The organism is Burkholderia sp. B21-005, from assembly GCF_020843965.1.
GTDB lineage: Bacteria > Pseudomonadota > Gammaproteobacteria > Burkholderiales > Burkholderiaceae > Burkholderia > Burkholderia ambifaria.
This window is the reverse complement of sequence record NZ_CP086301.1, coordinates 741636-766013: the sequence shown is the minus strand read 5'-3', so window position 1 is coordinate 766013 and position 24378 is coordinate 741636. Positions and strand designations below refer to the sequence as shown.

The 24378-nt window shown below is 66.8% G+C and carries 17 protein-coding genes and 1 tRNA gene; 6 read left to right on the top strand and 12 right to left on the bottom strand.

The features are described from left to right. The first annotated feature begins 36 nt into the window (after nt 1–36). The 4 genes from tolB (at nt 37) to LMA02_RS03485 (ending at nt 2814) form a co-directional block, all read left to right on the top strand. The gene (gene tolB, locus LMA02_RS03500) at nt 37–1332 is read left to right on the top strand and encodes a Tol-Pal system beta propeller repeat protein TolB (protein ID WP_175701933.1); all 1296 of its coding nucleotides are present in this window, start codon (nt 37–39) and stop codon (nt 1330–1332) included. Between the two features lie 17 nt (nt 1333–1349). Then, entirely contained in the window at nt 1350–1859 is a 510-nt protein-coding gene (pal, locus tag LMA02_RS03495) for a peptidoglycan-associated lipoprotein Pal (RefSeq protein ID WP_006753270.1), read from the top strand. A 19-nt stretch (nt 1860–1878) separates the two neighbouring features. After that, the gene (gene ybgF, locus LMA02_RS03490) at nt 1879–2628 is read left to right on the top strand and encodes a tol-pal system protein YbgF (protein WP_011656065.1); all 750 of its coding nucleotides are present in this window, start codon (nt 1879–1881) and stop codon (nt 2626–2628) included. A 109-nt stretch (nt 2629–2737) separates the two neighbouring features. Continuing rightward, nucleotides 2738–2814, top strand: a tRNA-Lys gene (locus LMA02_RS03485). 202 nt (nt 2815–3016) lie between these two features. On the opposite strand, the gene yiaA is transcribed toward LMA02_RS03485, so the two are convergent. Then, on the bottom strand, nt 3017–3460 hold the full coding sequence (gene yiaA, locus LMA02_RS03480) for an inner membrane protein YiaA (RefSeq protein ID WP_006753272.1): 444 nt from the start codon (nt 3458–3460) through the stop codon (nt 3017–3019). Nucleotides 3461–3571: 111 nt separating this feature from the next. Continuing rightward, nucleotides 3572–4522: a cupin domain-containing protein gene (locus tag LMA02_RS03475; RefSeq protein ID WP_228906944.1), complete on the bottom strand. Its 951-nt coding sequence runs from the start codon at nt 4520–4522 to the stop codon at nt 3572–3574. 129 nt (nt 4523–4651) lie between these two features. Between LMA02_RS03475 and LMA02_RS03470 the strand changes: the two genes are divergently transcribed. Continuing rightward, on the top strand, nt 4652–4981 hold the full coding sequence (locus LMA02_RS03470) for a carboxymuconolactone decarboxylase family protein (RefSeq protein ID WP_006484989.1): 330 nt from the start codon (nt 4652–4654) through the stop codon (nt 4979–4981). Nucleotides 4982–5134: 153 nt separating this feature from the next. Next, nucleotides 5135–5968 (top strand): class II glutamine amidotransferase, encoded by an 834-nt coding sequence (locus LMA02_RS03465; protein WP_228906943.1) that lies wholly within the window; start codon nt 5135–5137, stop codon nt 5966–5968. A gap of 21 nt (nt 5969–5989) precedes the next feature. Here the strand turns inward: LMA02_RS03465 and LMA02_RS03460 are convergent, their stop codons facing one another. From LMA02_RS03460 to LMA02_RS03415, 10 genes are all read right to left on the bottom strand, one after another. Beyond that, nucleotides 5990–6670, bottom strand: a complete 681-nt coding sequence (locus LMA02_RS03460; RefSeq protein ID WP_416378656.1) for a GNAT family N-acetyltransferase — start codon at nt 6668–6670, stop codon at nt 5990–5992. Then, nucleotides 6667–7995, bottom strand: coding sequence for an aminotransferase class I/II-fold pyridoxal phosphate-dependent enzyme (locus LMA02_RS03455; RefSeq protein WP_228906942.1), 1329 nt, complete (start codon nt 7993–7995; stop codon nt 6667–6669). The genes LMA02_RS03460 and LMA02_RS03455 overlap by 4 nt, the downstream gene beginning before the upstream one ends. 65 nt (nt 7996–8060) lie before the next feature. After that, nucleotides 8061–8978 (bottom strand): UDP-3-O-acyl N-acetylglycosamine deacetylase, encoded by a 918-nt coding sequence (locus tag LMA02_RS03450; RefSeq protein WP_228907600.1) that lies wholly within the window; start codon nt 8976–8978, stop codon nt 8061–8063. Between the two features lie 47 nt (nt 8979–9025). Continuing rightward, nucleotides 9026–16576, bottom strand: a complete 7551-nt coding sequence (locus LMA02_RS03445) for a type I polyketide synthase (RefSeq protein WP_228906941.1) — start codon at nt 16574–16576, stop codon at nt 9026–9028. Continuing rightward, nucleotides 16573–18108, bottom strand: coding sequence for an LTA synthase family protein (locus tag LMA02_RS03440; protein ID WP_228906940.1), 1536 nt, complete (start codon nt 18106–18108; stop codon nt 16573–16575). The genes LMA02_RS03445 and LMA02_RS03440 overlap by 4 nt, the downstream gene beginning before the upstream one ends. 1 nt (nt 18109) lies before the next feature. Continuing rightward, complete coding sequence (locus tag LMA02_RS03435) at nt 18110–18895, bottom strand: SDR family NAD(P)-dependent oxidoreductase (RefSeq protein WP_228906939.1); 786 nt, start codon at nt 18893–18895, stop codon at nt 18110–18112. Further along, the gene (locus LMA02_RS03430; protein ID WP_228906938.1) at nt 18882–20105 is read right to left on the bottom strand and encodes a capsule biosynthesis protein; all 1224 of its coding nucleotides are present in this window, start codon (nt 20103–20105) and stop codon (nt 18882–18884) included. The genes LMA02_RS03435 and LMA02_RS03430 overlap by 14 nt, the downstream gene beginning before the upstream one ends. A gap of 227 nt (nt 20106–20332) precedes the next feature. Next, nucleotides 20333–22537: a capsular polysaccharide biosynthesis protein gene (locus tag LMA02_RS03425; RefSeq protein WP_228907599.1), complete on the bottom strand. Its 2205-nt coding sequence runs from the start codon at nt 22535–22537 to the stop codon at nt 20333–20335. After that, nucleotides 22534–23334: an SGNH/GDSL hydrolase family protein gene (locus LMA02_RS03420; protein WP_228906937.1), complete on the bottom strand. Its 801-nt coding sequence runs from the start codon at nt 23332–23334 to the stop codon at nt 22534–22536. Before LMA02_RS03420 ends, LMA02_RS03425 begins: the two co-directional genes overlap by 4 nt. Beyond that, complete coding sequence (locus tag LMA02_RS03415) at nt 23331–24338, bottom strand: CgeB family protein (protein ID WP_228906936.1); 1008 nt, start codon at nt 24336–24338, stop codon at nt 23331–23333. Before LMA02_RS03415 ends, LMA02_RS03420 begins: the two co-directional genes overlap by 4 nt. Nucleotides 24339–24378: the final 40 nt, after the last annotated feature.

Here is a 24378-nt window from a genome sequence, read left to right as displayed (position 1 = left end):
TTGCGCAGCGATCCAAGTCACATGGGAAGCAGAAGCATGAGATTGATGACGAAACTAGGTTTCAGGGCACTCGTGGCCTCGTGTCTGATTGCGGCCGGCGGCGCCGCTAACGCGCAGGTCAACGTGCTGATCACCGGCGTCGGTTCGACCCAGTTCCCCATTGCCACCGCGAACTTCGCGAACGAGGCGGGCCTGCCGCAGCAGGTCACGTCGATCGTCCGCGCGGACCTCGCGCGCAGCGGCAAATTCACCAATATCGATGCGGGCAGCACGCCCGTGCCCGAGACCGCTTCGGTGGATCTCGGCGCATGGAAGGCCAAGGGCGCGAACGCGTTCGTCGCCGGCAGCGTGAACCGCGAGGCGAACGGCCAGTACAAGGTGAACTTCATCCTGTACGACACCGTGAAGCAGCAAAGCCTGGGCGGCCTGTCGCTGACGGCCACCGACACGACGCTGCGCACGGCCGGCCACAAGATCGCCGACTACATCTACCAGAAACTGCTCGGCGTGCGCGGCGTGTTCGCCACGCGCCTGTCGTACGTGATCAAGACGGGCAACCGCTACCAGCTGCAGATTTCGGATTCGGACGGCCAGAACGCGCGCATCGCGCTGTCGAGCACCGAGCCGATCATCTCGCCGGCGTGGTCGCCGAGCGGCACGAAGGTCGCGTACGTGTCGTTCGAGCGCAAGAAGCCGATCGTCTACATCCACGACCTGCCGACCGGCCGCCGCTACATGGTCTCCGACCAGAAGGGCAACAACAGCGCGCCGGCGTGGTCGCCGGACAGCAACACGCTCGCCGTCGCGCTGTCGCTGACGGGCAATACGCAAATCTATACGGTCAATGCGAACGGCGGCGGCCTGCGCCGTCTCACGCAGAGCAGCTCGATCGACACCGAGCCGTACTACTCGCCGGACGGCCACTGGATCTACTTCACGAGCGATCGCGGCGGTGCGCCGCAGATCTACCGGATGCCCGCACAGGGTGAAAGCGCCGGCGCGGCACAACGCGTGACCTTCACCGGCAGCTACAATACGAGCCCGCGCATCAGCCCGGACGGCAAGCTGCTCGCTTACATCTCCCGCACGGGTGGGGGCTTCAAGCTGTACGTTCAGGATCTGCAAACCGGCGCGGCGAATGCGATCACGAATACCAATCGCGACGAATCGCCGAGCTTCGCGGCAAACGGCCAGTACCTTCTCTACGCTACCCAGTCGGGTGGTCGCAACGTGCTGGCAGCTGTGCCCTCCGACGGCAGCGCGCCGCCTCAGATCCTGTCCGTCCAGGGCGGCTCCGTTCGCGAGCCGTCGTGGGGGCCCTTCATGCAATGACCACAAGGAGAGTAACCATGATGTCGAATAAAGCTCGTCTGGCCCTGGCCGTGATGATGATCAGCGCGCTCGCAGCGTGTAAGTCGGGCGTGAAGCTCGACGACAAGGCCAACGCTGGTGCGGTGAGCACGCAGCCGAGCGCCGACAACGTCGCGCAAGTGAACGTCGATCCGCTGAACGATCCGAACAGCCCGCTCGCGAAGCGCAGCATCTACTTCGACTTCGACAGCTATTCGGTGAAGGACGAGTATCAGCCGCTGATGCAGCAGCACGCTCAGTACCTGAAGAGCCACCCGCAGCGTCACGTGCTGATTCAGGGCAACACCGACGAACGCGGCACGAGCGAGTACAACCTCGCGCTGGGCCAGAAGCGTGCGGAAGCTGTCCGCCGCGCGATGGCACTGCTCGGCGTGAACGACTCGCAGATGGAAGCCGTGAGCCTCGGCAAGGAAAAGCCGCAAGCATCGGGCCACGACGAAGCATCGTGGGCGCAGAACCGTCGCGCCGACCTCGTCTACCAGCAGTAAGTAACGGAAGAGTTGCCGTATGACGCACTGTGTAACCTGGCTGCGCGTTGCCGCAGCATTCTGCGTCGTCGGCGCGGCGTGGTCGGCCGCGCCGGCGCACGCCGGCGTGTTCGACGACAACGAAGCGCGCCGCGCCGTGCTCGATCTGCGCAGCAAAACCGACAACCTGGCGAGCCAGTTGTCCGCCGCCCAGCGTACGATCCTCGATCAATCCGGCCGTCTCGACCAGCTGAACCAGCAGGTCGCGACGCTGCGCGGCGAGAACGAGGACCTGACGAACCGGCTGACGACGCTCGAGCGGCAGCAGAAGGAGTACTACCAGGATCTCGACACGCGACTCAAGAAGTTCGAGCCGCAGCAGGCGACGATCGATGGTGTCGAAGGCACCGTGCAGCCGGGTGAAACGGATGCGCTCAATGCGGCGCAGCAGCAGTTCCGCAACGGCAACTTCAAGGCGGCCGCGGCATCGTTCCGCAGCTTCATCGCGAAGTATCCGCAGAGCCCGTACCAGCCGACCGCGCAGTACTGGCTCGGCAATGCGCAATACGCGCTGCGCGACTATCGCGGCTCGACCGCGACGTGGCAAACGGTCGTGAGCAAGTATCCGCAGCATCCGCGCGCGGCCGACGCGCTCGTCGCAATCGGTACGAACCAGCTCGAGCAAGGCCAGAAGGCGGCCGCGAAGAAGACGTTCGAGCAGGTCGTGTCGCAGTACGCCGGATCGAACGCTGCGCAGACCGCGCAGGGCAAGATCGAGAGCATCAAATAAATTCGCGTGCCAGGTTGTTGACTGACCTGAAATTCGCCGCTATAATTTTTTGCTCTTTAGGTCGTTGGGCGAGTTGTTAGCGCAACGGGCCGACAAGTTTCAAGAACGTGGGGTGGTAACTCAGTTGGTTAGAGTATCTGACTTTTAATCAGAGAGTCGAGGGTTCGAGTCCCTCCCACCCTACCAACTATCTTTGATAGTGCAATGAAAGCCTCCCTCGCGGAGGCTTTTTTGCGTCTGCTTCCCGCAGCGTCGCGCGCGGCATCTCGATGATGCTCCCGCCGATTTCGACGAAGTCGATCTCGATCGGACGGGAAGCCTGCGGTGCGCCGGTGCATGCGGGCCAGCGCGATACGGGCGCCGGGTCAGGCACCCGCTGCGTGTGCCGTCACTCCTGAACGGACGGCGCGGAATCGGCGTCGGTGAAACGCGGCTTGGCATTCTGCATGTCGCGCGTATTCTTCTGCACGGCCACCGCACCGAACAGCGCGAGCACGAACGACATCGCGTAGAAGCCCTTCTCGCTCAACTGCAGCGTCGCGTTGAAGAGGCCGACGACCAGCAGCGCGATCGCGAGCAACAGCGCAACCCAGCTCAGCCCGTAGTAGATGCCGGTGACAGGAATGCCTTCCGCGCGGTCACGCACGCTCTTCTGCAGCGAGATCGCCGCATAGAGACCGAACACGAGCACGGTGAAGTAATAGCCCTTCTCGTTGAGCTGCATGCCGGCGTTCCACAGGCCGATCAGAAATGCCGCGAAACCGGCGATCAACGCGGCCCACGACGCCGCGACGAATGCGAACGACGGCTGCTGGATGGTGGTCTGGTTCATTGCTTTTGCCCTCTCTTTCTTGTTGTTTCTTGTTCGGAATCGCTTTCGTTGGAATGCGTTTCGCGCATGGTAGCAGCTTTGCGGCGCCGCACGACGATCGCGCTTGCGGTCTCACGTGCCGCGCTGCGCGCGCCGCCAGCGCCCCGGCGTCGTGCCGAGCACCGCGCGAAACGCCTTGCCGAACGCCGCCTCCGACTGATAGCCGACCGCCTGCCCGATCTCCGCCTGCCCGCGCTGCGTGTCCTGCAGCAGCGCGCACGCATGCATCATCCGGATCTGCGCGACGAACGCGCCGACGCTCATCCCGGCCTTCTCGCGGAAATGCCGCGCATAGGTCGCGCGCGACATCGCCGACGCCGCGCCGAGCGATTCGACCGTCCACGGTTTCGCCGGCGCCTGCAGCACGGCCTGGACCGACGGGCCGAGCCGCATATCGGCCGCCAGCGCGAGCCAGCCGGCCGGCACGCGCGCATCGCGACCGTACGCGCGCAACGCATAGGCAAGCAGCGCCTGTCCGAGCGCGTTCACGATCGCACGCGCACCCGGCTGCGCATTCGATGCCTCCGCGCGCAGCACGCTCGTCAGCAGTTGCAGCGACGCAAGCCCCGACGACGCCTCTCGCAGCCCGACGTGCAGCACGCGCGGCAGCGTGCGCATCAGCAATTCACCGGCACCGCGTGCATAGACGAAGCGTCCGCAAAGCAGGTCGACGCCCGCCTCGCCCTCATCCGCGGGATCGCGGTTCGACTTGACCGGCAGCACCGCGCCGCCTGCCGCGCCCGGTTCGCGCAGCAACGCGACCGACCTGGCGCCGCCCCCGCCCCCATCCGACAAATCGTGCGCGTCGCCTGCGGGCAGCAGCACGAAGTCGCCGTCGACGAGCCGCAGCGTGCGCCCGTCGGCCGTGCGCAACCGGCAGGTTCCGGACAGCAACAGGTGAAACGCCGCCTCGCCGGGCGGCAACGGGTCGTGCGGCATCGCGAACGGGCCGTCGAGCAGGCAGCGCACGTCGAGCTCGACATGGCTGCGGCCCAGTGACAGCAGTTGACTCAACGCGTCCATGAGACGTTTGCGCTAAAAATTGACACTCTAGCGTATCGAAACCCTCAGTGCGAACGATCAGAATAAGCCCTGCATCGCCCGAGATCGCGGCAACCGCCGACCGACCCACTCTTCTCGAAAGGACGCATCATGCTGAACTGGAACGAATACCGGAAGGAACTCTCGACGCGCATCGGCGACATCGCCAAGCTGTCGCCCGACACGCTGGCCGGCTACAAGGCGCTGTCCGGCGCGGGCGCCAAGACGGGCCATCTCGACGCGAAGACGCGCGAACTGATTGCGCTCGCGGTGGCCGTCACGACGCGCTGCGACGGCTGTATCGCGGTGCATACGGCCGAAGCCGCGAAGCATGGCGCGACCAAGGAGGAAGTGGCCGAAGCGCTCGGCGTCGCAATCGCGCTGAACGCGGGTGCGGCGCTCGTCTACTCGGCCCGCGTAATGGACGCGCTCGGCGACTGACGCGCAGCGCGCATGAAGGGTGCGGCGCCCGCCGCATCCTTCATGGCCGATCGACCGGCGCTGCCGGCCAGCCGGCGGGTGCGCCGCGGCCGCGTATAACGGCGCCACGAAGTCGGCTACCATGCGCGAAGACGCATCGCGAAGGAGCGCTCCATGTGCCGCTGGCTCGCCTATACGGGCAATCCGATCCATCTCGAGACCGTACTGTTTCGCGCGAAGCATTCGCTGATCGACCAGAGCCTGCATTCGGAACTGGGCGCCACGACGACCAACGGCGACGGCTTCGGCATCGGCTGGTACGGCCCCCCCGATGAACTGCCGTTTCGCTACCGCTCCGTGCATCCCGCCTGGAACGATCGCAACCTGCGCGAAGCCGCGCGTGCGATCCGCTCGCGGATGTTCGTCGCGCACATCCGCGCGGCGACCGATACACCCGTCCAGGAAACCAACTGCCATCCGTTCCGCCACGGCCGCTGGCTGTTCGCGCACAACGGGCTGATCCGCGATTTCCACAAGCTGCGCCGCGACCTGACGCTGAAGGTCGACCCGGCGCTGTTCCCGACGCTCGAAGGCTCGACCGACTCCGAGCTGATGTTTCGACTCGCGCTGACCTACGGCCTCGAACAGATGCCGCTGCCCGCGCTCGAGCGGATGGTCGGGGTGATCGAGGAAACCGCCGTGCGGTATCGCGTCGCCGAGCCGCTCAACATGACGATCTGCGCGACGGACGGCGACCGGATCATCGCGGTGCGCTACTCGAGCGAACGGCAATCGCGCTCGCTGTTCCACACCACGTCGTTCAAGCACCTGCACGAACTCTATCCGCACAATCCGCGCATCGCCGAAGCGGGCGACGACGCGTTCATGGTCGTCTCGGAGCCGCTCGTCGACCTGCGCGGGGCATGGGAGGAAGTGCCCGAAAGCATGGCGATCGTCGCGCAAGGCGCCGATGTGCAGCAGCGGCCGTTCAATCCGCGGCACAAGTAGGCCGCGAAAGCGTTCGCGCCTTCAGCCGCGGCGCGTGAGCCGCATGCGTACGGAATCGAGTTCGGCGGGCAGCCGGCGCGCGCGCGCGCGGCGCCGCGTCAGCGCAGCGAAGCCGAGCCGCTCGTACAGCGCACGGGCGCGCTCGTTGCAGGTCAGCACATCGAGCACGATGTCGCGACTGCCGTCATCCGGCAGCGCGCCGGTATCGAGCGCATCGCGAAACAATGCAGTGAAGACGCCCGTGCCGCGCTGGCGCTCGTCGGTCGCACAATGCGCGACGAGGATCTGCGAACGCTTCGGCGCCGGAATCTCCGTCTCGAGCACCAGTCCGCGCAGCAACTGGCCGATCGTGCGGCGCACGCCGAAAAAGCGCGCCAGGGCCCACACGACGTGAACGTCGTCGAACCTCGTCTGGCGTCCGTCATGGATCGCCATCACGGCAAGCACGGCGCCGTCGGCGCCGACCGCGACGCGGTGCCGGCGCCACGAGAACCGGCCGTGACGCGATCGGAACGCCTGTTGCAGGAAGGCGATGCAGCGTGCGTCGCTTTCCCCGAGGAAGAAGCCGAATTCGCCGACGCCCGATGCGAACACGAGCGGCGCGCATGCCGCCGCATCGTCCGCGCACGCCGCGCGAAACGACGTCGACGCACCGGCTTGCGGCACGCCGAACGACGACGCGAGCGCCGCGGCCGGCATCATGCCGCGCGCCCCGCCAGGCGGGCCAGCACGGCGACCGTCCGGCTGATCTGCTCCGGCTCGTGCGTCGAGCAGATGAAGAAACGCAGGCGCGCGGCCTTCTCCTCGACGGCCGGATAGAAGATCGGCTGCACGTTGATCCCTTCGTCGAACATCGCGTTCGCCCACTGCGCAGCCTTCAGCGAACTACCGGTGATCACCGGCACGACCGCATACCCGGCGCTCGTGCCCGTGTTCAACCCGGCGGCGCGCGCCTCGGTCAGGAACTGCCGCCCGCGCGCCTGCAGTTGCGCAACCCGCTGCGGCTCGGCCTGCAGGCGTTCGAGCGCGGCCAGCGACGCTTCGGCGAGCGTCGGCGCGAGTCCGACGCTATAGAGAAAGCCCGGCGCCAGATGGCGCAGCATGTCCACGAGCGGCTGACAGCCGGCGATGAAACCGCCGCAGCCGGCCAGCGTCTTGCTCATCGTGCCCATCCATATGTCGACCTGGTCGGGCGCGACCGCGCAATGTTCGCGGATGCCCTTGCCCGTCGCGCCGAGCACGCCGAGCGAATGCGCTTCGTCGACCATCAGGAACGCGCCGTGACGCGTCTTCACGTCAACGAAGCGCTGCAGGTCCGGGCAGTCGCCATCCATGCTGTACAGCCCTTCGATCGCGATCAGCACGTGCCGGTATTCGCGGCGCACGCGCGACAGCAGTTCGTCGAGCGCCTGCCAGTCGTTGTGCGCGAAACTCAGCCGTTTCGCGCCGCTCAGCTGCGCACCCTGCACGATGCTGTTGTGCGCGAGCGCATCGTGGACGATCAGGTCGCCGGGGCCGAACAGCGCACCGATCACGGTCACGTTGGTCGCGTGGCCGCTCACGAACGCGACGCAATCGTCGGTCTCGTAGAACGCGGCCAGCGCGCGCTCGAGGTCGCGTTGCACCGGGCGCTCGCCCGCGACCATCCGGCTCGCGGACGCCGACGTGCCGTAGCGGTCGATCGCGGCCTTCGCACGTTCGGATACGGCCGGATCACCCGCGAGACCGAGGTAGTTGTAGTTCGCGAAGTTCAGGTATTCCCGGCCGCCGATCCGCGTGGTCGCGCCGGCCACGCCATCGTGCACGCGGAAGAACGGCGAGTCGACGCGCAGCTTTTCGCCCATCTCGCGCATGATCCTGACCTGCTGATACTGCGGCATCGATTCGAAACGGCTGCGCGCCGATGCGGCCTGCGCCGCCGGCGTATCCGGCACGCCGGGGGCCGCGGCGGCTTCCGTCGCGCGCTCCAGTTGCCGTTTCAGGGCTTTCGCCGCCAGTTGCTGGCGAAGGTGTTCTCCGAGTGCCATTCGTTCCTTCGCTTTATCTCAAAAATGGCGCGATATTACGCCGGGTATTTTTAAAACGACGTGGATCACGCGTCGGAAAACTCGGCCCACCGCCATGCCTCGGTATCGGCCAGCAACGCATCGATCAACCGGAAATTCATCTCGTGGCTCGGGCGCAATGCACTGACGCGCGCGAGCAGCGGTGCACCGGCCAGCGCGAGATCACCGACCAGATCGAGCACGCGATGCCGGACGAACTCCTCCGGCAGCCGCATCCCGCCCAGCACGCGCTTGCCGACGATCGACGCCGTGCAGGACGGCCGCGCGCCACGCAGGATCGGCACGCCGCGCACATACCCGGCGATGATCGCCGGCACGGCCCATTTCACGCGCCCGTACGAACGCGACGGCGCGATTTCGGTGGCAAACGTGTCCGGTGTCAGCACGCCATCCCAGTGCATGTCGCCGAAGCCGCGCAGATCGTTGCGCACGCTCAGTTCGTAGCGCGAGGCCGGCTCGATCCGCATTTCGCGTCGCTGGTCCCCGGTGCCGTCCGCGACCACGACAGGCCGAAGCACCCGAATGAAGCGCTTCGGCGTGTCGAGCGCGATACGGCCGCAGGCACGGATCGCGTCGACCCATGGCGTGGCACTGCCGTCGAGAATCGGCACTTCCTCCGCATCGAGCTCGACCACGGCATGATCGATTTCGCATGCGAGCAGCGACGCGAGCAGATGCTCGATCGTGCGGACGCCGACCCCATCGGCGTTGCGCAGCATCGTGCACAGCGGCTGGGCGCGGCGCAGGGCGGGATCGACCTCGAGCACACCGAGTTCTCGTTCGTTGTGCATTCTTCGAAACACGATCCCGTGCCGGCCGCGCGCCGGCGTCATCGGCAGGATCCGCACCTGCACGTGCCGACCGGTATGCAAACCATGTCCCGACAGTGCCAGCGGCCGCGCAAGCGTGCCCTCGCTCGCCTGCCAGCCCGGGGGCAGTTTGATTCGGGGAATCTCCGCGTCGACTGGCACGCTTTCGCTGCCTGGCTCGTTCAATTTGCACCCCGCTCGAGCTGGGCCCGCGCTTCATCACCCAGCGCATGCCGCGCGACCAGCGCTTGCGCCAGTTCGTCCACCGCCGTGGCTTTCTCGTCGCCGCTCTGCGTATCGAGCAACTCGACGATGCGCTCGGCCAGCGTATGCACCGTCGCGCCTTCCGCGATCGCCATGATCGACAGCTTGACGCCGAACGTCTCCTCGACGGCCATGCCGAGCTCCATGCCCATCAGCGAATCCATCCCGAGATCGAGGACCGACCGGCCGGCATCGACACGCTCCGGCGACATGTGCAGAATCCGCGCGATCTGGCCGCGCAGTGCCGTCTCGACGAGCGCGACAGCGTCGGCAGGCGGCAACGCACGCACCTGCTCCAGCAACACGCGATCCTCGCTCGACGTCTCGGCCGCTCCACCCGCCTGCAACGCCGCGTAACGCCGCGCGTGCGCGGCCGGCATGCCGCGCGAGACGGCGCCCCAGTCCAGACGCACGACGGCTTCGCCGGCGCCTCCTTGCGCCAGCGCGCGTTCGAGCGCGGCCATCGCCTCGTTCGACGTGATCGACGCACCGCCGATACGCGACTGCAACGCCTCGCGCGTGCCTGCGTTGCGCGCGAGGAAACCGACGTCCTCGATCGGCCCCCACGCCATGAACATGGCCGGCTGGCCGGCAACGCGACGATGCGCGACCAGCGCCTCGAGGAAGCCGTTGGCGGCGACATACGCGCCCTGCCCCGGATTGCCGAGATAGGTCGTCGCCGACGAATACACGACGAAGAAATCGAGCGCGCAACGCTGCGTCGCGCGATGCAGGTTCCATGCGCCCGCCACCTTCGGTTCGAGCACGGCCGCGAAGCGCGCGTCGTCGACGTTGCGCAGCAGCCCGTCGTCGATCCGCATCGCCGAATGCAGCACACCCTTGAGCGGCGTCCCGCGACGCTCGATCTCGTCGACGAGGCCGTCGAGCGCCGCGCCGTCGGTCACGTCGCATCGCGCGACCGACACGTCCGCGCCGAGCGTGTCGCGCCAGCGACCGGCTTCCGCCAGCATCTCGGCGCCCAGTGCGCCGCCGCGGCTCGCGAGCGTCACATGCCGCGCGCCGCGCTCGATCATCCAGCGTGCGGTCGCGAATCCCAGCCCGCCGGTGCCGCCGACGATCAGATACGCGGCATCCGGGTCGAGCCACAGCGTCGGCAATGCGACACCACGCGTCGGTACCGGCGTGCCGGACGGATAGGTGACGAGCACCTTGCCGATCTGGCGCGCCTGCTGCATGTAGCGGAACGCCTCCTCCGCACGCGCGGCCGGGAATGCGCGGTACGGCAACGGATGCAGCACGCCGGCCGAGAACAGGCCCATCACTTCCTCGAACAGCCGGGTCGTCAGCGACGGCAGCACGCCCATCAACTGATCGGCGTCGATGCCGAAATAGCTGATGTTGTTGCGGAACGGCCGCAGGCCGATCTGGCTGTTCTCGTAGAAATCGCGCTTGCCGAGTTCGAGGAAGCGGCCGAACGGGCGCAGCGTATCGATGCTGCGCACCATCGCCTCGCCGGCGAGCGAGTTGAGCACGATGTCGACGCCTTCGCCGTTCGTGCGCGCGCGGATCTCGTCGGCGAACGCGAGGCTGCGCGAATCGAACACGCGCTCGACGCCAAGCAGGCGAATGAACTCGCGCTTCTCGTCGCTGCCGGCCGTGGCGAAGACTTCCGCGCCCAGATGCCGCGCGATCTGGATCGCCGCGATGCCGACCCCGCCCGCGCCGCCGTGCACGAGCACGCGCTCGCCGCGCCGCAGCCGCGCCAGTTCGCACAGCGCGTAGTACGCGGTGAAGAACGTCGTCGGGACGGTGGCGGCCTCCTCGAACGACATCGACTCGGGCTTGCGTGCGATCGCGGTTGCGCGCGTGACCACGCGCGTCGCGAACGATGCCGGCGCGAAACCCAGCACCGCGTCGCCCGGCGCAAAGCCGTCGACGTCCGGGCCGACCCGGGCGACCCGCCCCGACATTTCCATGCCGATCGTCGCGCCCGCGAAGCCCGTCTCGACGGCCTCGTCCGACAGCAGCCCCATCGCGTACATCACGTCGCGGAAATTGAGCCCCGTCGCCATCGGCTCGATCTCGACTTCTCCGGCGGCGAGATCGCGTGCCGGCATCGCGAACCATTCGAGGTTGCGCAACGAACCCGGCATGTCGAAGGCGAGCCGTGCGCCCGGATGATCCGATGCGCTCGGCTGCGCGCGCTCACGCTCGGCCGCCTGCGCGGCCGGCAGCATGCGTGGCACGTAGCGGCCCTGCGGCGCAAGCAGCACTTCTTCCTCGCCATCGTCGCCAAGCAGCGCCATCGCAAGCGGCAGCGCCGGTTGTGCGACGGCCTGATCGACGTCGATCAACCGAATCGGCAGCGTCGGATACTCGTTCGCCATCACACGGCCGAGACCCCACAACGTTCCCTGTTCGGGATGTGACGATGCACCGGTTGCGAACGGCGCACCGCCGCGCGTCACGACACACAGTCGGCCGCGCTCCGTGACGCCGGCCGCATCGAGGTCGCGCACGAGCGATGCCAGCGCGAGCGCGCCGCCGTGCTGCGCGCGCATCACGGCCGCACCGTCGGCCCTGTCCAGCGACGCGAGCGGCGCAACGAACACGACATGCGCCTGATGCTCGGCCGGCTGGCGCGCCGACCATGCCGCGGCATCACGCACCGATGCCGACTCGACGCGGCAACCCAGCCGCTCGAGTTCGCCCGCCACGGCGATGCCGAACGCATCGTCATCATCCTGCACGATCAGCCAGTGCGCGCCGTCGTTCCCGGCCATGCGATGCGCTCGATCGTCGGCTGCCGTTTGCACGTCGGCAGCCGGCTTGCGCGCGACGACGAACGTCGGCACGCCTTCGAGATCGAGGCCTTGCTCGATATCGCGCACCACCTCGACCAGCCCGGCGCGTTCGCACATCGACACGATCGCGGCGGGCGCCAGCGTGCCATACGTGCTGGCGGCAACTTCGCCGCCGGCCGCGCCGAACACGATGTCGGAGAAGCGGCTGCGGCGCGCATCGGCAATGACGACGAGGCCGCCCGGCGCGAGCCGTTCGGCGATCGCCGTCAGCGCGCCGAGCGGGTCCGGGTGATCGCCCAGCATCCGGTTGACGATCACGACGTCGAACGGCGTCGTATCGCGGCATTGCGAGAACAGCGGCGCGTCGGTCGCAAACGCCAGCGTCCGCACATGAGCGTGCGCGTCCGCGTCGAACCCGGCAAGCTGCTGCTGCGTACCCGCCAGCATGTATTCGCAGCGACCGGCCGGCACGTCCACGTCGAGCGGTTGCAGCACGTCGCCGTTCGCGGTACCGATCTCCAGTACACGCAAGCGACGTGCGTCCCGCCACGCCGCGACAGCCTCCGTCACGCAGGCGGCGAGCAGCGCGCGCGCATGCGCCCACGTCGGCGATGCATCGAAGAACTGTTCGATCAGACTGCGGCCGGTGGACGACAGCAGCGCGCCCGCGGGCGACGCGTCGCGCAGCACGCGCGGCAGCACCGCCCCGACGTGCGCCAGCAAGGTCAGTTCGGCGACATGGGCCGGCGATGCCGCCAGCACGTCGCGCCACAGCGCGTCACGCTCGGGCATCGCCGCGCAGGCGTCGTCATCGCGAACCAGACGATCGCCTTCGAAGCGGGCCAGCCCATCCTCGACGACGATCTCCGCCAGTCGCGCGACCTGTTGCGAGTCGGTGTGCGCCAGGCGTGCCGGCTGGGCGAATGCGCGAAGCGCATCCAGCGCATCGAGCGCGTGCAGACCGGCAAGCACGTCGAGCAGCGGCAGCATTTCGGTCAGATGCCGTGTGCGGCGCGTGAAGTCCTCACGTGCCGCGACATGCGCGTTCGCACGCTCGACGAGCACACCCGGCGGCGGCAGCGCGTCGGCCGTATAACCGGCCGGCAGCGGCCGCGCTTCGAGCACATAGGCAAAGCGCGCGGGCGCGCCGTGACGGCGCCCGGCGAGATCGACGCGACGGAAGCGGCACGCGCCAAGGCGCGCGACGATCTTGCCGTGCGCATCGATGAATTCGAACGACGCGACGATCGAATGCGGGCTGCGACGATGAATGCGCGCCAGCACGCGGCGAATCGATTCGCCGCTCAGGCAATCCACACGACCGATCTGGACCGGAACGAATGCCGCATGCGCATCATCCGGCGCGGCGCCGGCCTGCCCCAGCACGGCGAACAGCGGATGGAAGGCGCTGTCCATCAGCGCGGGATGCAGCAGATAGTCCGACCGCGCACGCGCGTCGGCAAGGACCGACGGCACCTCGAGCTCGGCCAGCGCGTCGTCGCCCGACACGCGCAGCGACCGCACCCACCGGAACGCCGGTCCGTAGCTCAGACCGATTGCCGTCGTGCCCGCATACAGCGCGTCACCGGACAGTGCCGGACGCGACTGCAGGTGCGCGATGACAGAAGCATCCGGCGTGCTGTCGGCGTCGAGCGTATTGCCGCTTTCGAGCAAGCGCCCCGTCACGTTCAGGTTCCACGGACCTTCCGTCATCCGGTCGCGCGTCTCGATCGTAAACGACGCGGTGCGCACGTCGATTACGAACCGGAACAGCTTCGCATGCTGCGGCTGGAACACGACCGGCATGCGGATCTCGACGTTCTCGATGGCCACCTCCGGTGTGCCGAAGAACGTGCGCGCCGCCGCGAGCGCCATTTCGACATAACCGGCGCCCGGGAACGCGACGCCACCGTCGACCACATGATCGGCGAGCATCGGCACGCGCTGCGGATCGAGCTGGTTCTCCCAGGCGAACGCATGCTCGTGCAGGCGATAGCCGAGCAACGGATGATCGACGCGCCGGTTCACGAGCCCGTAGCCCTCGACGCTCGGCACCAGCCAGTAACGCTCGCGCTGCCACGGATAGGTCGGCAGCGCGGCATGCGGCGCGTCGGGAACGAAGCGGTCGAGGTCGACGCGCGCGCCCTGCGCGACCGCCGACAGGACCGAATGGGAGAGCATCTCCGCGCTATCGTGCTGACGCTTGAGTGTCGGCACGACGACGCCCGGCGCGTTGCGCGCGGCCAGCGTCTGCTTCACATACGTGCGCAGGATCGCATGCGGCGCGATCTCGATGAACACGCGCACGCGATCGTCGGCCAGGCGCGCAATTGCGTCGCCGAAACGGACCGGCTCGCGAATGTTGCGCCACCAGTACCCCGCATCGAGCGCGGTACCCGGCAGCGTGTCGCCGGTCACCGTCGACACGAATCGCGTATGGGTATCGCGCGGCGCGAGATCGGCCAGCCCGTCGCGCACGACCGGCTCGATCGCGTCCATGCGGCGGCTGTGGAACGCGTAGTCGAGCTCGAGCATCTGGTAGAAATGGCCCGCGCCCGTCAATGCCGCACCGATCGCCTCGAGCGCGGCTTGCGAGCCCGCGAGCGTCACCGCGTCGGGGCTGTTGGTGCCCGCGATTTCAATGGCCGCGGCGAGATCGAGACGCGCGATCCAGTCGCGCGCCGCGGCTTCGCCGATACCGGCCGCCGCCATCCTGCCCGCGCCGCGCGTCAGGCCTTGGGCGCCGCTGCGAATCCGGATCACGCGCACGGCCTGGGCGAGCGTGAGCGCACCCGACGCCCAGGCCGCGGCGATCTCGCCGACACTATGGCCGACCGCTGCATCGAAGCGGATGCCGCGCGTGGTCAGTACACGCGTGATGCCGACCTGCATCGCGAACAACAGTGGCTGCGCGTTCTCGGTCGCGGCGAGCCATTCGGCGTCGACGCCTTCGCACATGACTTCGACGAGCGATGCGTTGCCGTCCGCACGCCAAAGCGCGTCGACTTCGTCGAGTGCCGCGCGAAACACGGCATCCTCGGCATAGAGTCGCTTGCCCATCCCGGCCCATTGACAGCCGTTGCCCGAGTAGACGAACGCGACCGGCGCGTCGCCTTCAACAGCCTCCCCCTGCACGGCACACGCCGGCAAACCGTGCTCCGACGGCTCGGCCAGTGCCGCGAGCGCCGCCAGCCCTTCCGCCCGATCGGCCGGTGCGACGACCGCGCGATGCTCGAGCCACTGGCGACGCCGCGCGGCTGCCGCCGCGAGCGCGGTCCAGTCGACACCGGACTGCAAGCGTGCGAGATGACGTGCGGCGACAGCTGCCAGCGCGGCCGGCGAGCGTGCGGCAAGGACAAGCGGCGGCAGCGGTGCATCGATCGTCGCAACCGACTGCGCGGCTGGCGCCGGCGCCGCCGCTTCGGTGATGACGACGTGTGCATTCGTGCCACCGAAGCCGAACGAGTTGATGCCGATCGTCAGCGGTGCATCGCCGCGCTCGAGCGGCGTGAACCGATCGACCACGCGCAAGCGGCCGCCTTCGAAATCGATGCGGGGATTCGGCGTGTCGAAATGCAGCGAGCGCGGCACCGCGCGGTGCTTCAGGCACAGCACGGCCTTCAGCAGGCCCGCCATGCCCGATGCCGTTTCGAGGTGTCCGATATTGGTCTTGACCGAGCCGATCAGCAGCGGATCGGACTCGGGCCGGCCGCCCGATACCGCGTCGATCAACGCACGCGCCTCGATCGGATCGCCGACCGCGGTGCCCGTGCCATGCGCCTCGAGATAGGCGAGCGTGCGCGGGTCGACGCCCGCGCGTCGATAGACGGCGCGCAGCAGGTCGGCCTGCGTCGCCGCCGCCGGCACATTGATGCCGCCGTGCGAATGGCCATCCGAATTCACGCCCGATCCGGCGATGACCGCGTGGATCGTGTCGCCATCGGCCAGCGCCTGATCAAGCGGTTTGAGCAGCACGAACGCGCCGCCTTCGGCGCGCACGTAGCCGTCGCCGGTCGCATCGAACGCGCGGCAACGGCCGCGCGGCGACAGCATCGACGCCTTCGAGAAACTGACGAAACCGAACGGATGCAGCAGCAGGTTGACGCCGCCGGCCAGCGCCATCGCGGTCTCGCCGGACTGCAGCGCGCGGACCGCCTGATGGAGCGCGACGAGCGAGGACGAGCATGCGGTATCGACCGACATGCTCGGGCCGCGCAGGTCGAACAGGTAGGACACGCGGTTCGACGCGATGCTGAGCGTGTTGCCGGTTGCCGAATACGGATCGATCGTGTTCATGTCGTCCATATTGCGGTTGCCGTAATCCATGCCCGCCACACCGACGAACACGCCGCAGTCGCGTCCGCGCATTGCGGCGGGACGCACGCCGGCGTCTTCGAACGCCTCCCATGCGAGTTCGAGCAACAGCCGCTGCTGCGGATCCATCTGCGCCGCCTCGCGCGGCGAGATGCCGAAGAATTCGGCATCGAAGCCCGCGACGTCGTCGACGACGCCCGCCGCGAACGTATAGCTCTTTCCCGGCTCCCGTTTCGACGGGTGCTGGTAGAACGCCGTACCGAAACGGTCCGGCGGAATGGCGGTCACGGCATCGCGTTCGTCGCGCAGCAGTTGCCAGAAGTCGTCGGGACTCTCGACGCCACCGGGGAACCGACACGCCATCCCGATGATCGCTATTTGCTTGTTCATGCTCTTTCTGATTTGGCCAGCGCATTGCGATCACACGCACGCGGCTCGTTCGAATGGGTGACGGCCGACATCAGTATTCGGCCCAGTTCTTCTGCCCGGATCTCCTGTGCGCGGACGTTGGCGCTCGCATCATTCTTCCAGACGAAATAATCGCTGCGATCGGGCAGCACACCGAGCTTGTCGAACACGCGCCGCATGGCCGGCACGTGGTCTCCATAGAAGCAGACGATCGTCTCGCGGTCGCTTTGCCTCAGATGATCGAGCAGTCGCGCGATCATCCGGTTGGCGTTATCGAGGTGACGCAGGTATGCGGTCAGATCGTGCCACGCGTCGTCTTCGCCGAGCGCATGGTAGCGAGCCGCTTCACCGGCGGCCACCGTCTCCAGATGAAGCGGCCCGTGGTTCTCCATCGTCATCGCGAAGACGAACACGGGTTGCTCGCGTGGCGCGTCCAGCACGTCGATGATCGCGTCGGCGACGGCCGCATCCGCGACGTACGGCCCGACGCACGCACGACCGTCGAAGCTGCGAATGTCCATGAACGCGTCGAAGTGCATCAGCGGAAACACGCGATCGCGCCCGAAGAAATCCGCGTGATACGGATGCACCGCGAGCGTCCTGTAGCCGCCGCGCCTGAACCACCCGGCAAGCGACGGGCACACCTTGCGCAGGAACGCATACGGATAGAAGCGCGCGTATCCAAGTTGATCGGCGGGAATGCCCGTGAGCACCGCGAACTCCGTGCGCATCGTATTCGCGCCCCATGCGGGAACGGTCAGCTTGCCGTGCGCGACGGCTTCGCGCCGAGCTCGATCGAACGCCGACAGCAGCGACGGCGCGATCGCGGACGTCGCGCGCCGGATATCGAAGAACGACTCGCTCTGAATCACGACGACGTCAGGCGTGCGCGACGGCGAGCCGGACGAGAACCGGCTCGCACCGGCCGCGGCGTCGAACGTCTTCAGCGTTGCGGGCCGCAGACCATTGAGCAAATAGGCGACGAACACCGCGAAGAAACCATGGCGCTGCTGGTCCACCGCCGCATCGAGCGTCAATGGCAAGCGTGCGGCCAGCCGCGCCCCGATCAGTAGACAGGCGAGCGCGACGGCCGCGGTGACCGCGCGCGCAGGCGCCGCCGCATGGTCAAGCAGGCAGCCCGCGACGAGCAGCAAAACGCCGGCCGCGATCGCGACGACCTTGCCGACGCTCAGGAACGGCAGATAGAGCCGCGGATGGGCAAACAACTGGCTGAACAGGCTGAGATCGGTGAAGACGAAGGGTTCGCGCAGCGATTCGAACTTCGCGTTGCTGATGGCGGCCAGCAGCGCCACCAGCGCCGCCGCGATGCCAGCGGAAAACACCGGCCGCGACGTAGCGATCAGCACGCAGGCGCCAACGAACGACACGGCCGCCACATGCAGCAGCACGGCACGCCAGGACCTGCGCAACGGCGCACGCGGCACCGCGACGGCATCCAGGCCGAACGACGCGGCCAATGCCATCGCGTAGACGAGTGCCAGCGTGCCGGACATGCTAGCGCCCCTCGCGCGGCAAGTACGACAGCTTGCCGAGAATCGCATCGGCGAGCAGCGCCGGCAACAGCGTCAGCAAACGCATCCCGAAGGCGAGCGCGCCCGGAAACGCGATTTCCGCGCGGCCCGCGTGCAGCCTGCGGCGGATATGCCGCGCGGCGCGATCGGCCGACCACATGAATGGCTTGTCACCCGGGAATACGTCGCTCATCGCGGTCTTCACGAATCCGGGCAGCACGATCGACATCCTGATGCCGTCGCGTGCGAGTACCGGCCGCACCGAATCGCCATAGGCCTTGATCGCCGCCTTGCTCGCGCAATAGGCGGGCGAAATCGCCATCCCGCGCAACGCGGCGAGCGAGCTGACCATCGCAACGTGGCCACGACGGCGCGCGCGCATGCGGGCAATCACCGGCAGCACCGCATGCAGCGCGCCGTACAGATTCGTATCGACCACCACGGCCGTGCGCTCGAGTTCCTCCCAATCGTCGGCGTGCGCCAGCGTGCTCGCCACGCCCGCGTTCGCGATCAGCAGATCGATCGGATGCGTGTCGTCGAACGCGTTCAGCCACGTGCACATCGCTTCGGCGTCGCATACGTCGACGCGACCGCATTCAACCGCCGCGCCACGCGCCCGGCACGCAGCCGCGACGTCGTCGAGGCGCGCGGCATCGCGGCCGATCAACCCGACAACGACGCCGGGCGCGGCATAGGCCAGCGCCAGCGCACGCCCGAGTCCGGCAGTCGCGCCGGTGATCACGACATGACGCGGTTCATGCGAACGCATGATCGATCTCCACGTGGGTGGCCTCCAGTCGTCGCACGGCACCCGCCACGGCCATCTCGATGCCGGTATCCGTATAGAAGTCGCCGTTGATCTGCGTGTGATGAATCACATAATCCAGAAAGGCGTGGAACAAGCCTTCGTCGGGACGTTCGGCATGCGCCCAGAAACTGTCGAGCCCGCCTTGCCACGTCAGCCCCGGCATGTCGTAGATCGCCACGCCCAGTGCGATCAGCGGGCAATGGTGGTAAAGCGCCGACATCCCGGTCGTACTGTTGACCAGCACCACGCCACGCGCATGATCGAGCAGCGTCGGCAGGTGGCCGGCGTCGATGAACGACACGCGATCGGCCACCCCGAGCGCGCGCGCGAGCTGCCGGACGTGCCCGCGATAATCGAACACGCCCGTGTCCAGCGGATGGTTCTTGACCAGCAGGTCGTGTCCGTCGGGCGCGTGCTGCGCGAATGATTGCAGTACGACGTCGATCGATGCGCGCACGCTGCCGAATGGCGAATGGTGGACGATTTGCGCGTCCGCATTGACCTGGAGCGGAAACAGATAATAGGGCCGCCCGCCAAGCAGACGCTGCGTCACGCGCGCGGACTCGCGATCGAATATCGGTTGTTTCAACGCGCGTGTCGCCAGTCCCGCGTATTCGACAAAACCGTTGCGCGGACGATGGCTGCAATAATTCGGGAAACGGGACCGATACAGTGTATTGGCCGCACGATAGCGCATGTCGTGATAGGCACGCACGGCCAGTCGATATCCGGTGGCGTGCCCGAGATCGCGCGGGGGCGTTACGCCGCGCTGATCCAGATACCACGCCGGATCGCGCGGCAGCAATGAGCGGCCATTCACGCCATGGCGCTCGAGTGTCAGCCAATGCGGACGCACGTATCCTTCCTCGAATACATGCACGGCGACATCGTGATCGCGGGCGACAGGATGCACGGGCCGGTGAATGGCCCGGCAGTCGCCGAACAGGATCACATCCGTCACGTCGCCGGTTCGAAGTGTTGTCGCATACCACGCGGCAAGCTCGTCCGGATGCGCGGTGTAATCGCTCGCAGCGCCGTTGCCGGAATACGCCAGGTCTCCTCCACAGAAATTAATCCTGCGAACGCGATGGCCGCGACTCCGCAACGCCTCGGCCAATCGGCTAAAGAACGGCGATGCCGTGCCCTGCAGAACCAGAAAAGAGCGTCGCATTATTAATATGATTTATCATTTTTCAATATTTTTACGCACGTAAACGAAATGAACGTCGAATGCGCCGGCAGTTTAAATCACCACCCTGCCCCGATTTTTTAGCCCCGGATTTATAGGTGAACGATTGTATCGTTTTACGAGATAACCATACAACTTTAGTCGTCTAAAAAACGCTAACGCGGATTGGCGTTATCGAACACCGTCGGCACTGCCCCCATGACCGCCGGCTAAAGCTTCGCGAGCCAGCGCTGCAGCGACATGTAAAGCGTCTTGCGCGCCGAAATCCGATATTCCGAGTAAGTCGTCAACACCCACATCTTGACTTTCCCGGACTGTTGCTCAAGCCGATTTCGCTTCAGCTTGCCCTGCCCCGTCGACCGTCGCTGCGCGTGCAACAATCCGATTGCGTGTTGCGCGTCGATCACGGCGCGGGATACCGGATGGACGTAACGCGGATAGCGCAGCAGCGTCCCGGTAATCAGCTCGTCAAGCGTCAGCCGGCGAGTGCGACGCGACCAGACCGGATGGGTATCGGACCTGTCGCCGGCGATCGGCATGTGCTCGGCGCCTGGCGATACGCTCGCGAAGACGTCGTGCGTCAGCCCCCAGCCTGCATAGAACGGCACACCGTAGCAGACGACCCGCTTGCCGCGCAGCAGCGCCTCAAAGCCGGTCAACGACGTCATCGTATGCACTTCGTCGGCCTGCTCGACGCATGCGATCACGTCGGATTCAGGCGCCACGGCATCGGCGAGTCGGCGCGCGTCGTGCGGCGCAACCGCACCCGCGCGATTGCCGCTGACGACGTCGGGATGCGGCTTGAAGACGATGAACGCGTCGGGATGGGCGGCCCGCACCCTCGACAGCAAACCGAGATTCGTGGAGATCCACGGTGAGCCAGTCCGGATCGATGCATCGTCTTCGACCTGCCCCGGCACCAGAATCACTTTCGCCGGGCGGGGCGACGGCAGCACGACGCCACCGTTGCCGACGTTGTACTTGCCAATGCGTGCATCGACCAGCGCCGCGCGCACGGTGCGCGCCTCGGCGAGTTCCGCATCGTCGAAGCCGCCTCGCTCGAGGAGCGCCTCCAGCCGGGACGGCGTGCGCGGATCGAAATAGATGCCAAGATCGTCGATCACGAGCGAAAGTGGTGCGATCAGGTTCGAGCCCAGCCCGACGGACCGGATGAACCCGTCCTCCATGCGAAGCACGGGCAAGCCCAGTTCCTGTGCGACCGCAGCGACATCGGGACGGCGCGCACCCCATAGCACGACGCGCCGCGACGCGTCCGGCGGCAGACGCCGCAGCGCCGCCGGCGAGTCGACGAAACGCACGCGCGCGCCGCCGTGCCGTAGAAACGGTGCGACCACGCTGCGCTTCCACAGGCTCAGCCCGACGCACACGAGCTCGCCTCTCGTCACTTCGTTCAGCCGGCGCTGCTTCGCGAGATGGGCGATCACGTCGAAGATCGTGCCGCGACTGCCGGTTTGCGGATCGATGTAGCGGCAATAGCGCAGGTACGCTGCGTCGAACAGCTGGTGCAGCGTCGCGTTGCCGCGACGAGCGGCAACGATCGGTGCGTGCGCATGGCGATCGTCGGTGAGCCCCCAGCCGGCGTACCACGGCAAGCCGAATGTCACGACCGGCTTGCCGCACAGCAGCGCCTCGAAGCCCATTTGCGACGAAACGGCGTAGACCTTGCCGACCCGCTTCAACAGCGAAGGCGGACTGACATCGGCGGGCAGCAGGCGCACGCGCGGATCGCCGAAGGCAGCGTCGACAAGATAACCGGCCTTCTTGCCGCACATCACGTCGGGATGCGTCTTGATCCAGACCGGCTTGCCGGGGTTTTCGGCGAGCGCGGCGGCAAGCATCGCGCGGAACGACGACGCGTCGGCGCCGCCCAGGCGGACAGCAACGTCGCCGCTGGTCTGGTCGATGACCAGGATCGCGTCGTCACGCCAGTCGTCGGGGGGGACGAAATCGGGCGCGTGGTTGTATTTCGACAGGCCGTGGCGAACGATCAGGGACATCGCGTGGTCGGCTTTGATCCGCCATTCATCGGCATGATCACCCTGCAGCGCGGCGGCGTCCTTCACGAGCATCTCGAGACGGGATGGCCTGCTGGCGTCGTAGTAGATGCCTAGATCGTCGATGACGATCGACAAGGCGGCATCGCCGAGAACGCCGAGGGAGACGGAGCGGAGGAAGCCGTCTTCGATGCGCAGCACGTCCACGCCGGCGCGCAGCGCCCAAGCCTGCGCGCGCTGGCCGCTTTCGCGCAGCCCCCAGCCGAGAATGCCGGAGATGCCGGATCGCTGCCAGGGCAAGCCGCACGAAACAACACCGTCGAGCCAAGGGGTTGTGCCGCACCATGTCCACAGGCCAACGCTCTGAATGGGCACGATCCAGCGCGGCGGACGGCTCATGATTCCCCTCCGCCGCGCGCCGCGTCGTGCACGATCGAACGTTCGGTACCCACCCGCGGCATCGCAAGCAGCACCTTCAACTGTTGGACGAGACAACGTGCATACGGCCAACGCGCATAGTGATGATCGTACCGACGGGGATGGCGCCAGGACTGCTTGACCAGGCCATCCGCCCCGAGCGCATGTGCACTTGAATCGAGGTACGGAATCCCGTGCGCGCGGCAATATGCTTCGATACGGGCATTGAATTCCCGCGCCAGTTCCGTCCGCTCGCGCTGGGTTGCCGATACCTGTTGACGGACCGCGGCCGTCTCGTCGCGCGGCGCGGCCTGGTTCGCCAGCGTCGGCAGCGGCGCGCTGAGCACGGCGACCCGGTGGGCCGCGGCGACTTCGGCGATGAAGTCACAATAGTTGCGAACCGCCTCGTCAAGCAACACAGGGATCGGAGACGACCGGAATTCCACCAGTTTCCACAGCGAATAGGCGGTATCGACTTCGCCGAGATTGAGCAGAACCCAATCATGTCTCGACGACTGAAGCCGGTTCGTGAAACGTAGCAATGCGGACGTAGTCGAATGGCGGTTGTCGATGCCGATCGCGGTCGCGCCCGGGACGTATTCGATGTCGAACCGCACGTTCGGCAGCCCCAATGCGAACCACACGTGCTCGAATACACGAACGTGAGAATCCCCAAGGACGAGTACGCGCTGCGCCGGTCGCTCAGATACAAGCGCCGCGCCTCGCCGCCACACGCGCAACAGCACACGATCGCGCACGCGTTGCATGATCGCGCTCACTGCCCCAGCACCTCTGCAATCTGGCGGAGGCGATGCTGCCATGTATGGTGCTTCGCCACATACTCCGCACCGGCTCGTGCGCGCTCGAGATCACTGCTGGACGGGCCACCGCGCAGCCGCGCAAATAGCTCGCTCGCCTCGTCGCCGCTGCGCACGACATGGCAGAAGTCCGCGAACATCGCATCGACCGATCGCGCCGGCGTGGTGACGGCAATTCCGCCACAACCGAGAATCTCGACCAGACGCCGCGAGAACATTGTCGGCGAGTCCTCGACGGTATTCACGTTCAGGGATACGACGTAGTCGCGGTACATTTGGGCCGTTTGTTCGTGTCGGACCGCATGCTGTACATCCAGGCCGTCGAGCGCCGGAAAGCGATAATGCGGCGCCTTGCGGCTCGAATTGCGGTCGACGACGGTCAGGCCCAAACCACTCCCGCATGCCGCACCGAACAACGCGTCCTGCCACACACGGCGACGCCTGTGGTTCTCGCTGCTGTAGCTGCCGACGAAATTCGCCCGCCGGAATTTGAAGTCGAAGCCGGTGAACCCGTGCGTCCTGGGCTGGATCGCGAACATCAAGGTGTGCACCGACGCCTGCTCGCCCATCACCGCCTTGTAGCGCGGCACGGCATTGGCATCCACCGTAAACACATGATCGAACAGCTTCGCACTTTCCACGAAACGATCGAAGTGAACCGAGTCCTCCTTGTTCCAGAACACCGTCGGAATGCCGCGATCCTTCGCGGCTTCGACGAGCCGAATCAACGCGTGATTCGTTCGTTCCGGGTGTTCCGGATACGCGGCGATCTTGTACTTCCATCGATCGCGCAGGCCGGACCACGCCGACTCGACCAGCAAATAGTCCGGGCGCGAAAATGCCAGCCGCCAGCGAAATCCGCGGGGACCCAGCGAAATGACTCGACTGTCGAAAACAAGGCTCGACGATGTCAGTCCGTCCGCGACCAGAGCGACAGTCGGATGCTTTCTGATGCTCAATTCCACTCCCGACAATCGACGCACGGCGCAACGCCGCGCGCCACCG